This is a genomic window from Flavobacterium sp. KACC 22763, from assembly GCF_028736155.1.
Lineage (GTDB): Bacteria > Bacteroidota > Bacteroidia > Flavobacteriales > Flavobacteriaceae > Flavobacterium.
The window spans coordinates 553,611-568,773 of the sequence record NZ_CP117879.1 but is presented as its reverse complement, the minus strand read 5'-3'; the positions used below and the strand labels follow the sequence as shown (position 1 = coordinate 568,773).

Below are 15,163 nucleotides of genomic sequence, written 5' to 3'. Positions count from 1 at the left end.
CGGCATCCTTTTGCTTTTTTCTTTAAAAAGCAAAAGATATAGCGGATAGCAGGAAATAGCTCCAAATTATTGCGAAATTTATAATTTAAGGTCTTTTAATTTGATATTTTTTGAATAGATTTGCAAAACAATTTTATAAAACAACACAATGAAAAATACTGCGCTTACGCACATACATGAAGGTTTAGGAGCGAAAATGCTTCCTTTTGCTGGTTATAATATGCCTATCACTTATGAAGGGGTTAATGCTGAACACGAAACGGTTCGTAATGGTGTCGGCGTTTTTGACGTTTCACACATGGGTGAATTTTTATTGACTGGTCCAAATGCACTGGCTTTGATTCAGAAAGTGACTTCAAACGATGCATCTACTTTGACGATTGGAAGAGCACAATATTCTTGTCTTCCAAATAACGAAGGCGGAATTGTTGACGATTTGATTATTTATAAAATGAAAGAGGAAGAGTATTTACTGGTTGTAAATGCTTCTAATATTGAAAAAGACTGGAACTGGATTTCTTCTCACAATGATTTGGGAGTTGAGATGAAGAATCTTTCTGACGAATATTCATTATTGGCAATTCAAGGGCCAAAAGCGGTTGAAGCTATGCAGTCTTTGACTTCTGTTGATTTGTCTGCTATTGTTTATTATCATTTTGAAGTAGCTGATTTTGCAGGATTCAGCGATGTAATTATTTCTGCTACAGGATATACAGGTTCTGGCGGATTTGAAATTTACTGCAAAAATGCTGATGCTGAAGCTATCTGGAACAAAGTTTTTGAAGCGGGAGCTGCTTTCGGAATTAAACCGATTGGTCTTGCTGCTCGTGATACTTTACGTTTAGAAATGGGATTCTGCCTTTACGGAAATGATATTAACGATACTACTTCTCCACTTGAAGCTGGTTTAGGATGGATTACTAAATTTACTAAAGATTTTACTAATTCTGAGGCTCTTAAAAAACAAAAAGAAGCTGGTGTTACAAGAAAATTAATTGCTTTTGAAATGCAAGAGCGTGCTGTGCCAAGACATGATTACGAAATTGTTGATGGTTCTGGAGCGGTAATCGGAATTGTAACTTCTGGAACTATGTCTCCTTCTATGAATAAAGGAATTGGTTTAGGATATGTAACAGTTGCAAACAGTGCGGTTGACAGCGATATTTTTATTAGAATCAGAAAAAATGATGTTCCTGCAAAAGTGGTTAAATTACCTTTTTACAAGAAATAAGTTTTGACTTTATAATGTAAAAAATGCGTTACGGTTGTAACGCATTTTTTTTGCTTTAAAATAAACCAATTCAGGTTAATTTATTTGATGCCTATTCGTTTAACGGTTAAATGCTTTTGGTTGTCGATATTTTGCTAAAAATACTACAATTTGTAAAAAAATTAGTGTAACTTTAATCATGAACCATGAATTTCCATTTATGAAAAAGATTTCACTACTCCTTTTTTTGCTGACATCAACTATATCTATTGGTCAGAACAGCGCAGAAACTTGTGAAATATTAAACAAAATAAATGCGCTTATTCAAGCAGAACATTTAAGGCCAAAACCAGTTGATGATAGTTTATCTGTGTTCGTTTTTGACAACTTAATTAACGAACTTGACCCTTCTCGCAATATATTTTTTAAGAGCGAATATGATGAATTGGCTCAGAAATACCGTTATAACTTAGATGATCTAATCCTGAAGAACGATTGCAGTTTTCTTACCGATATAAAAGCTAAATATGTAAATGGTCTTTTACGCACCAAAAAAGTTTTAGAAAAAATTCAGACAATCCCGATAGATTATACTAAGAAAGATACAATTCGTTTTTATAAAAAGTCTTTTGCCTTTTATTTAAAGAAAGAAGATATCGAAAAGGTTTGGATAAAAAAACTACGCTATCAGATCTTAGATGATATTGCTGAAATGAGCGAAAATTTAGATTCTTTGAAAACGAATTTTAAATCAATTGAACAGGCTTCTAAAAATCAAATCGTTTCAAATGAAATCTGCCGATTTAGCACCTTACTAGAAACTAATGCTAAACAGGAAGAAAAACTGTATAATTTTTTCTGCACGTATTTTGATCCTCATACCGCCTATTTTAGTGATGATTCTAAAACCAGTTTTGTGGCTTCTTTATCAAAAGAACATTTATCGCTCGGAATGACAGTAAATCTCAATGAGAAAAACGAAATTATTATTGATGAGGTAGATCCAAACGGCCCTGCATATCAGACTGGACAAGTAAAAAAAGGCGATCAGATTATATCTATTTCCAATCAGAAAGAAACGCTTCAGGTTTCGTGCGCTTCTTTAGAATCTATTTCGACCATGATTTTATCTGAAAGCAACAAACATATTACGCTTACTTTAAAACGCAATTCGGGTAAGAGTTTTGATGTTTATATTGAGAAACAGATGATGAAAGATGAAGAAAATTCGGTTTTCAGTTTTATCATTGGCAAAGACAGTAAAATTGGTTATGTAAAAATTCCGAGTTTCTACGCAGATCTTGATGGCAGCAGCAGAAAAGGCTGTGCTGACGATGTTGCTCGTGAGGTTATAAAACTGCAGAGAGATAGTATAAAAGGTCTTGTTATTGACCTTATTGACAACGGCGGCGGTTCTATGGAAGAAGCCATAAAATTGGCTGGAATGTTTGTAGATTATGGTCCGCTTTCTATTGTAATTGACAGTAAAAAGGAGAAATCTGTAATTAATGATCCTTTCAAAGGAGTAATTTACAGAGGTCCAATTGTGGTTTTGGTTAATAGCAATACAGCTTCGGCAAGTGAATTTTTTGCTTCTATCATGCAAGATTACAATCGTGCACTTTTGTTAGGAAGCACTACATTAGGAAAAGCTACCATGCAGACTATTCTTCCGCTTGAAGAAGAAAAAAACACTGATTTCTTAAAGATAACCATCAATAAATTCTACAGAATAACGGGTAAAAGCCACCAATATATTGGGGTAAGGCCAGATGTTTTGCTTCCTGAATTTTATGAAGATATTTACCAAAAAGAAAGTGATTTTCCGACAGCTATAAAAAATGACAGCATCGAACCTTTCTTAAAATACAAAACATATGTGAAGCGAAATCTGATAGACAAAATTGCTAAAAACAGTTCGGCGAGGTTATCCGACAACTACTTTTTTGATAACATAAAAAAGATCAATCTTAAAATAGATCAGATTGTGAATGCTCCAAAAGCAGAAGTCCCTCTGACATTAACTGCAGTTTTCAATCAGAAAAAAACATTAAATGCGCTTTGGAAAGAGATCAATACTTTTAATGACGAAAACAATCCGCTTGATGTATACAATTCGAGTGTGAATCAGTTTCTTCTAGGAGCTTATCCAAATGATAAAACGATAAACCAATATCAGATGGATAATCTTAAAACCAATCCGTACCTCAACGAAGCCGTTAATATCATTAATGAATTTAATGGAGGGGCTAAATAGTTTTTTTTTAAGATGCTAAGATACTGAGATTCTAAGGTTCTAAGTTTTTTTTTCTGCAATGTCTACTTGGATATATATAAGGTTTGCAAAGTTTTATTCATTTAACTTTGCGAACTTTTTTATTCTATAGCCTAGTTTAAAAATTTCTTCGCGTGCTTTGCGTTCCCGATAGCTATCGGGATCGTGCACTTTGCGGTTAAATTCAACACAAATCAAGTAACTTGAAACCTGAAACTTGAAACAAAAAAGAACAATTTTGTTTTTGTAAAAATTAGGAAAACCGTATTTTTGCATCACAAAACTAAAAATTAGAAATGGGAAGAGCGTTCGAATTTAGAAAAGGAAGAAAAATGAAACGTTGGTCAGCAATGGCCAAAACATTTACCAGAATTGGTAAAGATATCGTAATGGCTGTTAAAGAAGGCGGACCAAACCCAGACGCCAATTCTAGATTAAGAGCTGTTATACAAAACGCGAAAGCCGCAAACATGCCTAAAGACAATGTGGAGCGCGCTATTAAAAATGCAAGTAATAAAGATACTGCTAACTATAAAGAAATTTTGTTTGAAGGATACGCTCCTCACGGAATTGCAATCTTAATTGAAACTGCTTCTGATAACAATAATAGAACTGTAGCTAACATCCGTAGTTATTTCAACAAATGTAACGGAACAATGGGAACTCAAGGTTCTGTTGAGTTTATGTTTGACCATACTTGCAACTTCAGAATTGCAAAAGATGGTATCGATGCTGAGGAATTAGAATTAGAATTAATTGATTTTGGTGCTGAAGAGGTTTTTGAAGACGAGGACGGAATCTTAATCTATGCTCCTTTTGGAAGTTTTGGTGCTTTACAGAAAGAATTAGAAAACAGAGGTCTTGAAATCCTTTCTTCTGGTTTTGAGCGTATTCCGCAAATCACTAAAGAATTGACTGAAGCTCAAATCGCCGACGTTGAGAAATTGATCGAAAAAATAGAAGAAGATGATGACGTAATGAACGTTTATCATACCATGAAAGAAGAATAGTCTTTCTATAAAATATATTTCAAAAGCTCTGGATTCTTCGGAGCTTTTTTTTTACCATAAACACAAATTCTTAGAAATAATGAATTCTTATTTTAGCAAATTTCAGAATGGAATATTCGCTGTCCTAAAATTAGATGGCAAACTATCTCTTTATTTTGGAGAAAACTCATGGTGGCTTTTAGACGATTGGGAAAATGACATTCTTAATGATAATTATTTTCAAGAAATAGAATCTTTAAAAATTGAATTTGAAAGTATACACAATGCATTTAAAACTGAATATTCAGATATAGATAAAAGCACTTATCTTCCTAGTTTGTATATAGACTTTGACCATAAGGAACTTTATAATAACTTTTTTGACCAAGCTTTAGAAAATAGAATTATTGAAGGCTGGAAAGGTATTTTTATAGAAAATCAGAATCAATTTTTAGAAATGATTCCTGAAAATTGCAGGTACTGGAAAATATAAAAATTGGAGTTTTTAAAACTTTTTTGTTTCAATTTATTTTGGTTTTAGTTTCAAATAAAAAATTATATTTGCTAATATCAGATGTAAAACCATTTAAATCTTCACTATGCAATCATCAAAATTTATGAAATTTGCTGTAATAGCGCTTGTAATCTTATTTATTGTCATTAGTGTTATTAGCTAAAAAAATATAAGTCTTTTGGTTTTCAAAAGACTTTTTTATTTAACCCAATCTTCCAAATGAAATTAATAGAAAACTTCTACTGTATTCAAACCGAAATATATGGAAATGGTACTGAAAAACTACTTTCTGAAGGTATTTGTAAAATCAAAACCGAATTGATTAGACCTGAAATTTTTCTTTTGTTAAAGGAAAATAAAGTTAAGGTAAAATATAATTTTTATCAAAGATTAAAAGAAAACCAATTTAGTAAAGAAGAAATGTTATTCTTTGAGAAACATTATGATGTAAAATTGGCTCAAAACCAAATATCTCCTGATAAACTAGTCTCAGATAATTCATTTCTAAACAAACTCTATGATACTGCAGCTAATGTTGTATACTTTGAAGATACCGAATCTAATCAAAAATTTTTATTGATAGAATTTCGTCGTTGGCAATATAATTATCAACCTAGAGGAGCGGGAGAAGATATGCTGGGAGAAGATATCACCTACATTCTTGGCATTTGGGAATCGCCATTACTGACAGATGAAATAGTTTCTAAAATTAAAGCAAGTAACTAAAAATGATAAAAGTATTAGAAAAAGATTGGGAAATTTTACATAAAAACTTCAGAATAAGGAGAGAAGAATTGTTTCTCATTTTTCCTTACAGAGCAAATTTTGAAGAGATGAAACAGTTACTTCTGGAATCAAAAACAGATTCTGTATTCAACAATCGATTTAATGCAATACTATGGAGATTTCCAATTTCTATGTCTGATAATGAATTTATGAAATTATTGCAATTCTTTTTATTAGAGAATTGGCATCATGATCATGAATTCATAATTAGTTCTTTTCAGGATACTTTTTATGACGATAAAGAGAACATCAAAATTTTAATGCAAGCCTTTTCTTCGCTTCCTGAGTTTTATAAATATGACGAGGCTCTTAAATATCCTTATATCCGTAAAATCATATACGCTATTGGTGCACAACCTGAGCCATACAATATTGAAGCATTAGAAACTATTTCGCAATCTGAAGACGAAGAAATAAAAGCATTAGCATTGCATCAAATTGAAAAAAGAAAACGATTGGGCAGATGGGAAGCAGAAAATGATCAATAATTTTTTCCATTAGAATTTCAACTGAACTTTTTTAGAACTAAATCATGATGCAACTCACAAAGATTACTAATTTAAACGACTTCAAAAGAGAAAACAAAAAAATTGAATTTATATACAAAGGCTGGGAAGAACCTAATAGAGGTCAAGAACTTGTCTATTATGCTTTGCTGATTGATGGAATAGATAAAACCAAAGAATTGTTCTCGGAAAACGCAATTCAATGTGTTATAAATGAAAAAATAGAAACCGAACATCCATCTAAAAATTTCGCATTTATTCCGAATAGAGATTTTCTTTTGCTTAACACTTTAGACTTTACCAAAACTAGCTTAAAAGTATATTTTAGAGAAGACGGATATACATTTCAAGACAGTTTGGTTGGGAGTTTCTTTTATCCAGAAAATCATTTATTAATCAATAAAAGAAGTTTGGTGTTGACCGATCTTCGAACTTTAGAAAACAAAAAAATAAAGTTTGATGAAGATGTTAATATCGAATGGGCTTTTTTGATTAATTCAACTCAACTGCAAGTTATTCAAGCTTTTTCAAATAGCTGTTTTGTATATGATTTAGAAGAGCAAAAAATTATTGAAAAAAGAAATATTGTTAATGAATCGCTTTATTCCAATATCTTTAGATGGATTTATAGAGGACAAAAATATCAATCCAATCAATTGCAACTGGAACTGATTCAGAAAAAGGAGAATAAATCTATTAGCACCTATTTTAAAAATGATTGATCAATTAGACAAAATAAAATTTCATTTTGGTTCAAATCTGATTAAGAGAGAAATTGCCCCTCAAATAAGTCAAAAACTTACTGATGAAGAAATTTTAATTCTTTCGCAAATTGGATTATCAAATGGTGTTTTAGATTTTCAGTTTACTGACGATCTTTGCGAATTATCAGAATCAGAAATTGTAATTGGAAAAACACTTTCTAATAACAATCTGATTTTAGATTTAGAATCTAGAGAGATAAAGAGAGATGGTCAGTTTTTTATTTCGAAATCACTTAAAAATTTGATCATACAGCTTTATACTTATGATAACTTATGGGAAAACGATATTCCCCAACAAAAGTTTGGCAACTATCGAAAGGATTCAAACCATAAAAAATATGCAAAATTTTTAGAAACAGAATTGCTGAAAATAGACGAAAATCTATTAAAAAGCGACAACGGATTATGGACTTCATTAATAGAAGATATTGAATTTGGTATTGTTGGCTAAAAAAATGAAGAAACGGGCATGTAATTCTTTATAATTGATTCTGCTTACAAATCATTCGAAAAATCATTATTAGCGTAATAATAGTTTTTAAAAAACAGAAGCAAGTCTTTTGCATCAAGTGATGCTTTATTTTTATTTAATATATTGCTGATCATATCGTTATCTTCATTTTTTTTCTATTTCCCAAATGTCATCTTCATTAACCAGTAATAGAAAAATCCATTCGTCAAGATATTTAGAACAGAAAGTTATTCTCTCCTTACCGTCTCTCTTTTTCTTATCCAAATGAACAAAACCTGTAAATCCAATCATTAGAAATTCTTCTTTTATTGTCATGCTTATTTTTAAATATTAAAGGTTTTAAAAATAAAATAAAAAATACTCAGATGATTATTTGAATTCATTTTAAACTAAATTTAAATACTTTTAAAGATAACATTTCGATTATATTTGCAACACCTCAAATATAATTTAAACTAAAAATGCAAACATCAAAAATCACTCGAATTGCTGTAGTAGCCCTAGTACTTTTGTTCTTAGTACTAAGCGTGATCAGCTGTAGCACACATGTACACACTCACGGCCACCCTCACCCTTCATCAGGAAAAAAAATACCACCAGGACAAGCCAAAAAAATGAATGGAGACCAAAGTGCCAAAGCTTATGCGCCAGGTCAACAGAAAAAAAGATAATTTACAAGCCTTCCAAAATCTGGAGGGCTTTTTTTTGAAGGAAAAGTGAAATTACTTTTTGTTTGAATTAATTACCTTAATCAAATATGTCCCTTCTGGCAAATCGGTAATATTAGAAGCATTAGCACTCATTATTTGTCTTCCTTGAGAGAAAACTTCAATAATTTTAGCACTTTTCTTAGTTTCAGCTGGGGCTGCAGGTAAAGAAGTTTTTCCAGCTATAGGCGCTGCAACAGCTTTTTTTGATGTATTTGAAGCCAAAGAATTTGAAACAGATGTTGTTTCGGCTACAGTCACATCATTTAGTTTCGAACTATTATAAGCTTCCCTCACTTGTTCGTCTGTCATGGCAACACTATACAATCTTAAATCGTCAATATCTACGTTAATACTTGTTGAGGTATTTAGCTTTCCAAGGTTCAAAATATATCCTTTTGCAGAACGCTGAATTCCTCCCACAGATTTTAGCAATTCGCCATTGCGATATATTTTTGACATATTTCCATCATAAGTGATACTATACATGTACCACGTTTCTTTTACTAACGGGACAGAAACTATGACATTGTTGGTATCTCCCCAGCCAACCAAACTTAAATCTGAATTGCTTCCAGACACAGGCTGCTGCACTAATCCGAAATACTGTCCGTTTACAGCCGCTCCATAACCCAAAATATAATTAGGAATATTTATGGCATTAAATTTTACCCAAACCGATATTGTTTTTGGTTTATTATCCTGAGGAAGCTCTCCTATTACTGCCTGATAAGCTTTTGTAACCCGCAAAGCACTTTTAGGGCTTCCCATTCTATCGTTTACAAAAACTGGAGCACCTAAAAAAGAAATAGTATTATCGGCACTGTTTAAATTTCCATTGAAGTTAAATTCCTGTACCGGATTTTGCGCATTCGCAGTTAAAAAATTTACAAACAATAAAGTGAGTAATATTTTTTTCATAGTTATAGCTTTTATCAGAATCGTTTTGGTTTAAGGCAATTAGCAATTTATTGCAAAATTTAAACATTATAGATTTTACAATTTTAAAATTTCGTTTATTATTTTTAGAAAATTTGTTAAAACTATAATTAAAATTCAACACCTCCAAACAATTCCTACACACAAATACATAATTCTCACAAAAAACACTTTACAGTTCAAACTACATTATTTCTAAAAATTTTTCAATTAACCCCCTTCTTACTTGCAGAATTTAACTGCATTACAACAGGATTTTTTTTTGATTCTCTCTAAAATTATGTTTTTATTTTTAACTTTAACATTATAAGCTGTAAATCAAAGAAATAAGCCTTAGCATGAAGAAAACCTTACTCTTATTTTTTCTTTTATTTTTCTTAAAGATCAATGCACAGATTTCTGATACTCTTGTACTAAAAAACAATGATATTATTATTGGCGAAATAAAGACAATGAACAAAGGTATTCTACAAATAGAAACCGACTACAGCAAAGAAGATTTCAAGTTAGAATGGAAACATGTTAAAAATATTAGTTCAGATCGAATTTATATTATAAATCTTTCGAATGGAGATTTGCTAAACGGAAAAATCATCAAAATTGAAACTCCTGGAAAATGCGAAATCACCAATATTGAAACACAAACCAAAAGCATTATTGATCTCGCTGATATTGTACGAATTAAACCTGTTGACGAGAGCTTTTGGGGAAGACTTGATGCTAGTTTCGACGCTGGAATCAAATTGACTAAAGCACAAAGCTTACAGCAACTAACTATAAATGTGAATTTAGGCTATACAGCGAAAAAATGGTACGGAACTGCAACGTACAAACAAATTCAATCTATACAAGATGATAGCGATCCTATACGAAGGATAGATACCGATGTCAGCTATATTCATTTACTGCCAAAAGACTATTTTATTCCATTATCAGTTGTTACTTTAAAAAATACAGAGCAGGATATTGACCTTCGTATTGTTTCAAAGGCCGGTTATGGAAAATATCTAATACATAACAACAAAAAATACTGGGGAGTTGCTTCTGGATTATCTTTCAACCACGAACGTTTTACAGGAGTAACAGAAGCGAATAAAAGTTTGGAGTTATTCTTGGGCAGTGATCTAAACTTATATGATATAGGAGATTTTAGCATTCAGTCTAAAGTGAATTTTTTTCCGAGTTTAACAGAAAGCAAAAGAATTCGTACCGATTTTTCTGTAGATACAAAATATGATTTACCATTAGATTTTTTCATCAAATTATCATTTATCTACAACTATGACAATAAACCTAAAGAAGGAGCATCAAAAGATGATTATGTATTTCAGACTACTTTTGGATGGAAATTAGACTAAAAAAAGCTTCCTGAACACAGAAAGCTTTCCTTACTATTCCAAAAACTCAATTGCTTACGCAATAAAAAAACTAACTAACATTTAAAAACAAACTAAAAAACCATTTATTTTGAGGTAATTTTTTTTGATGGAGTACTGGTAATTTTTAATAAATAAGTCCCTTCCGGAAGATCGGCTATATTTGCCGCATTGCTTCCCACTATTTTTTGTCCTTGCGAATAAACTTCGATGCTTTTTACTGTTCCGTTAACATCATCCGAAGTAATTATTGTTTGATTTGGTTTTGCTTTTACTGCAATTTTTGTCGTCTTCGCCTCTGCAGCCACTGTAAGTAAGCCAGATGCTTTTTCGCTCTCATATAACTCATTTACCTGATCTGGGGTCAAAGCTATATTATAGATCTTTAAATCATCTATATCAGCATTAATTCCCACCATTGTATTGATTTCGCCCAATCTAAAAATATTTCCGTTAGTAGATCGTGCCATACCTTCCAGATACTTTAATAATTTACCATCACGATATATCTTAGAAGTTGTACCTTCATATGTTATAGTATAATTATACCAAATATTCTTTTCTAAGGGTGTAGATACTATGACATCATTAGAAGCGCCCCAAGCAGCTAAACTTAAGTCAGAGTTAGAAGAAGTTGTTGCTTGCTGCAATAAACCACAATATTGAGCATTTAGTGGGTTTCCGTAGCCCCAGATATAGTTTGCATTTGAAATATCGTTGAATTTAACCCAAATACTAATTGTTCTTGAACTTTTTCCTTGAGGCAGATTATCTATCACAGCTTCTAAAGCTTTATTATTTAATCGCTGAGCTCCTTTTAAAACTCCTGCTCTATCAGCTACAAAATTATTGGTTCCAATGAATGAAATCGTATTTGCTGTATTATTTAAGGTACCATTAAAATTAAATTCCTGAATTGGTGTTTGTGCATTCACATTCAAAGAACTCACAAACAATACTGTTAGTAGTAATCTTATCATAATAGTAGATTTTAGGGATTAAACAACTTTCGTTATCTTAATACCTCAAAACTAGACCATTACATTTTTTAAAAGAAAAATTTCCGACAAAATACCTAAAAACTCGTTAAAATAACGTTTTCATGCATTTTGAGGGTAAAAAATTCTAAATAAAATTCAAAGATTTAGTTAAAACACTAAGTTTAAACCATTAAAAACCATCAATTTCTTACGTATAAATACGGTATATTTAAAAAAATAGTAAATTTTAACTTTAATAAAAAAAACATTCAAAACTCAAAAAAGTTTATACAAAAAAAAACTCCATTCTAAAACGAATGGAGTTTATATATTTTGAAAAGCATTTTTATTACTTTACGAATTCAATTTTTTGCGCTTCTTCTTCATTAACACTATCAAAGAAACCTTGCTCGTTCATCCAGTCATCACTGAATACTTTACTCATATAACGAGAACCATGATCTGGGAAAATAGCAATAATATTACTGTCTTTTGTAAATTCTCCTTCTTCAGCATACTGCTTAATAGCTTGCATTACCGCTCCTGAAGTATATCCAACAAATAAACCTTCTTTTCTAGTAACCTCTCTAGCAGAGTGAGCGCTTTCTTCGTCGGTTACTTTCATGAATTTATCAATAATATCAAAATCGGTAGCCGATGGAATTAAGTTTTTACCAAGACCTTCTATACGGTAAGGGTAAATTTCTTTGCTGTCGAATTCTCTTGTTTCGTGGTATTTTTTCAATACCGATCCAAAAGCATCAACTCCTAAGATTCTAATATTTGGATTTTTTTCTTTTAAGAATTTTGCAGTTCCAGAGATCGTTCCTCCTGTTCCGCTGCAAGCAACTAAGTGCGTAATTTGTCCTTTTGTTTGTTCCCAAATCTCTGGACCTGTAGTGTTGTAGTGAGCATCAATATTTAATTGGTTGAAATATTGATTAATATAGACAGAACCTTTTGTCTCTTCGTGCAAACGTTTTGCTACATTATAATAAGATCTTTCATCATCTGCAGAAACGTGAGCCGGACAGACATACACTTTGGCGCCTAAACTTCTCAACATGTCAATTTTGTCTTTAGATGATTTTGAGCTTACAGCCAAAATACAATTGTAACCTTTAATAATGCTTACCATTGCTAAACTAAATCCTGTATTACCAGATGTGGTTTCGATAATGGTATCTCCCGGAGATAGAATTCCTTTTCTTTCGGCTTCTTCAATAATATATAATGCTATTCTATCTTTTGAGGAATGACCTGGGTTGAAAGCTTCTACCTTTGCGTAGAAATTTCCTTCTAACTCTTCGGTAATTTTATTTAGCTTAATAAGGGGGGTATTTCCTATTAACTCTAAAACATTATTATAAGCAGTTATTTCTTCTTTCATAAAAAAATAGTTAATCAAAGGCCTTTTTAAATTAACCTTGATAGGTTGCAAATTTAACAAAAAATTTCTAATTAGCTTTTAATTTTTTCTAAATCTAATAAAAAACTAAATTCCTTTGCTAAGTCTTTTAAAGCCTCAAAACGTCCCGAAGCCCCACCATGACCTGCATCCATGTTGGTATCTAAAAACAAAAGCTTATTATCTGTTTTTAAATCCCTCAATTTCGCAACCCATTTAGCTGGTTCCCAATACTGTACCTGCGAATCATGCAATCCGGTAGAAACATACATGTTAGGATATTCCTGCGCTTTTACATTATCGTAAGGCGAATACGACAACATATAATCGTAATATTTTTTATTGTTTGGGTTTCCCCATTCGTCATACTCTCCAGTTGTAAGCGGAATACTGTCATCCAACATAGTTGTAATTACGTCTACAAAAGGCACCTGAGCGATAACGCCATTATATAATTCAGGAGCTTCATTTACGATTACTCCCATTAAAAGTCCGCCAGCAGATCCTCCTTCTGCATAAAGATGTTCCGGAGAAGTGTACTTTTGGTCAATTACAAATTTAGAGCAATCGATGAAATCTGTAAAGGTATTTTTCTTTTTTAACAGTTTTCCGTCCTCATACCATTGTCTTCCTAAGTCTTCCCCTCCTCTAATATGTGCAATAGCATAAACAAATCCGCGATCTAAGAGCGATAGTCGTGTTGAAGAAAAATAAGTATCCATTGTAATTCCGTACGAACCATACGCATATAACAACAACGGATTTTTACCATTTTTCTCTAATCCTTTTCTATAAACCATAGAAATTGGCACTTTTACGCCATCTCTAGCCGTTGCCCAAACTCGTTCTTCTACGTAGTTGTTTTTATCAAATTTCCCACCTAGAACCTCTTGTTCTTTCAAGATTTCTTTGGTTTTAGTCTTCATGTTAAAATCAATCACAGAAGACGGAGTTGCCAATGATTGATAGCTATAACGTAAAATATCGGTATCAAAATCAACATTTGTTGTGGTGTACGCATTATAGGTTTCACTGCCGAAAGGAAGATAATAATCTGGTTCATCATTCCAAGGCATGATTCTGATGTGATTCAATCCATTAGAGCGTTCTTCAACAACCAAATAGTTTTTAAATATCTCAATATCTTCCAACAAAACATCTTCTCTGTGCGGAATAAGATCAACCCAGTTTTTCTTTCCTGTTTTGCCTTCAGGCGTTTTCATTAACTTGAAATTCGTCGCCTTGTCTTTATTGGTTAAAATATAAAACGAATCTTCGTAATGAGAAATACTGTATTCTAATCCGCGAACACGTGGCTGAAAAACAACAAATTCTCCATCTGGATTGTCTGAATTCAAAATTCTATATTCTGTTGTCAAAGTACTTCCAGAACCAATAACAATATATTTTCTTGATTTTTCTTTACTGATTGACACATTAAAAGTATCATCAATTTCATCAAAAACCAAAATATCCTTTTCAGATGCAGTATTTAATTTGTGTCTAAAAACTTTATCAGCTCTTAGTGTTGTTTCATCTTGTCTAACGTAAAAAATAGTATTATTATCATTTGCCCAAACAGAAGCTCCCGTAACATTTTCTATTTTATCAGCTAATATTTCACCAGTTTCTAAGTTTTTAACCTGAATAGTATAGATTCTTCTCCCTACAATATCTATCCCGAAACTAGCAAATTTATTATCCGGACTAATGCTTAAACCTCCTAATTTGAAATAAGCGTGTCCTTTTGCCATTTCGTTACAGTCAAAAAGAATTTCTTCTTCTGCAGAAAGACTCCCTTTTTTTCTGGCAAAAATTGGGTAATCCTGACCTGTTTCAAAACGTGTTATATAAAAATATCCATTGTAGAAATAAGGAACCGAAGAATCATCTTCTTTAATTCTCCCTTTCATTTCTTCAAACAGATTATCTTGTAAAGTCTTTGTATGAGAAGTCATGCTTGCATAATAAGCATTTTCCTGATTTAGATAATCGATTACTTCTGAATTCTCTCTGTCATTAAGCCAGAAATAGTTGTCAATCCTAGTTTCTTTATGTTTTTTTAATGTCTTTGGAATTATTTTAGCCTTTGGAGCCGATATATCATTTTGCATTGATTGAGCATTAATTTTTAAATATGAAGACGCAAAAATAGCACAAACACAACAGAACAAAATTAATTTTTTCATAAAATATTCTATTGAATTAACACAGCAATATAGTAATTTTGTCTGAAA

Annotated in this window: 14 protein-coding genes; 9 read left to right on the top strand and 5 right to left on the bottom strand. The window is 31.7% G+C overall.

Translation table 11 applies throughout. The features are described 5' to 3' along the window. The first annotated feature begins 148 nt into the window (after positions 1–148). The 8 genes from gcvT to PQ463_RS02500 all read left to right on the top strand — a co-directional run bounded on the left by gcvT (position 149) and on the right by PQ463_RS02500 (position 7,495). Positions 149–1,231, top strand: coding sequence for a glycine cleavage system aminomethyltransferase GcvT (gene gcvT, locus PQ463_RS02535; RefSeq protein WP_274256169.1), 1,083 nt, complete (start codon positions 149–151; stop codon positions 1,229–1,231). A gap of 199 nt (positions 1,232–1,430) precedes the next feature. Next, entirely contained in the window at positions 1,431–3,467 is a 2,037-nt protein-coding gene (locus tag PQ463_RS02530; RefSeq protein WP_274256168.1) for a S41 family peptidase, read from the top strand. Positions 3,468–3,781: 314 nt separating this feature from the next. After that, on the top strand, positions 3,782–4,495 hold the full coding sequence (locus tag PQ463_RS02525; RefSeq protein WP_012024626.1) for a YebC/PmpR family DNA-binding transcriptional regulator: 714 nt from the start codon (positions 3,782–3,784) through the stop codon (positions 4,493–4,495). A 79-nt stretch (positions 4,496–4,574) separates the two neighbouring features. Then, positions 4,575–4,967 carry a hypothetical protein gene (locus PQ463_RS02520; RefSeq protein WP_274256167.1) on the top strand — a complete coding sequence of 131 codons (393 nt, stop codon included), beginning with the start codon at positions 4,575–4,577 and terminating at the stop codon, positions 4,965–4,967. A 240-nt stretch (positions 4,968–5,207) separates the two neighbouring features. Then, on the top strand, positions 5,208–5,714 hold the full coding sequence (locus PQ463_RS02515; RefSeq protein WP_274256166.1) for a hypothetical protein: 507 nt from the start codon (positions 5,208–5,210) through the stop codon (positions 5,712–5,714). A gap of 2 nt (positions 5,715–5,716) precedes the next feature. Then, positions 5,717–6,262, top strand: a complete 546-nt coding sequence (locus PQ463_RS02510) for a hypothetical protein (RefSeq protein WP_198857173.1) — start codon at positions 5,717–5,719, stop codon at positions 6,260–6,262. 44 nt (positions 6,263–6,306) lie between these two features. Beyond that, positions 6,307–7,002, top strand: a complete 696-nt coding sequence (locus tag PQ463_RS02505) for a hypothetical protein (RefSeq protein ID WP_274256165.1) — start codon at positions 6,307–6,309, stop codon at positions 7,000–7,002. After that, positions 6,995–7,495 carry a hypothetical protein gene (locus PQ463_RS02500; protein WP_274256164.1) on the top strand — a complete coding sequence of 167 codons (501 nt, stop codon included), beginning with the start codon at positions 6,995–6,997 and terminating at the stop codon, positions 7,493–7,495. Before PQ463_RS02505 ends, PQ463_RS02500 begins: the two co-directional genes overlap by 8 nt. 165 nt (positions 7,496–7,660) lie before the next feature. Here the strand turns inward: PQ463_RS02500 and PQ463_RS02495 are convergent, their stop codons facing one another. Further along, on the bottom strand, positions 7,661–7,831 hold the full coding sequence (locus PQ463_RS02495; RefSeq protein WP_274256163.1) for a hypothetical protein: 171 nt from the start codon (positions 7,829–7,831) through the stop codon (positions 7,661–7,663). A gap of 407 nt (positions 7,832–8,238) precedes the next feature. After that, positions 8,239–9,144: a LamG domain-containing protein gene (locus PQ463_RS02485; protein ID WP_274256161.1), complete on the bottom strand. Its 906-nt coding sequence runs from the start codon at positions 9,142–9,144 to the stop codon at positions 8,239–8,241. A 356-nt stretch (positions 9,145–9,500) separates the two neighbouring features. On the opposite strand from PQ463_RS02485, the gene PQ463_RS02480 reads away from it, so the two are divergent. Next, complete coding sequence (locus PQ463_RS02480) at positions 9,501–10,520, top strand: DUF481 domain-containing protein (protein ID WP_274256160.1); 1,020 nt, start codon at positions 9,501–9,503, stop codon at positions 10,518–10,520. 104 nt (positions 10,521–10,624) lie between these two features. Here PQ463_RS02480 and PQ463_RS02475 read toward each other — a convergent pair whose 3' ends face one another. The 3 genes from PQ463_RS02475 to PQ463_RS02465 all read right to left on the bottom strand — a co-directional run bounded on the left by PQ463_RS02475 (position 10,625) and on the right by PQ463_RS02465 (position 15,115). Then, positions 10,625–11,518: a LamG-like jellyroll fold domain-containing protein gene (locus PQ463_RS02475; protein ID WP_274256159.1), complete on the bottom strand. Its 894-nt coding sequence runs from the start codon at positions 11,516–11,518 to the stop codon at positions 10,625–10,627. Between the two features lie 349 nt (positions 11,519–11,867). Continuing rightward, positions 11,868–12,908 carry a cysteate synthase gene (capA, locus tag PQ463_RS02470; protein ID WP_111378514.1) on the bottom strand — a complete coding sequence of 347 codons (1,041 nt, stop codon included), beginning with the start codon at positions 12,906–12,908 and terminating at the stop codon, positions 11,868–11,870. Positions 12,909–12,979: 71 nt separating this feature from the next. After that, complete coding sequence (locus PQ463_RS02465) at positions 12,980–15,115, bottom strand: S9 family peptidase (protein ID WP_274256158.1); 2,136 nt, start codon at positions 15,113–15,115, stop codon at positions 12,980–12,982. Positions 15,116–15,163 lie beyond the last annotated feature (48 nt).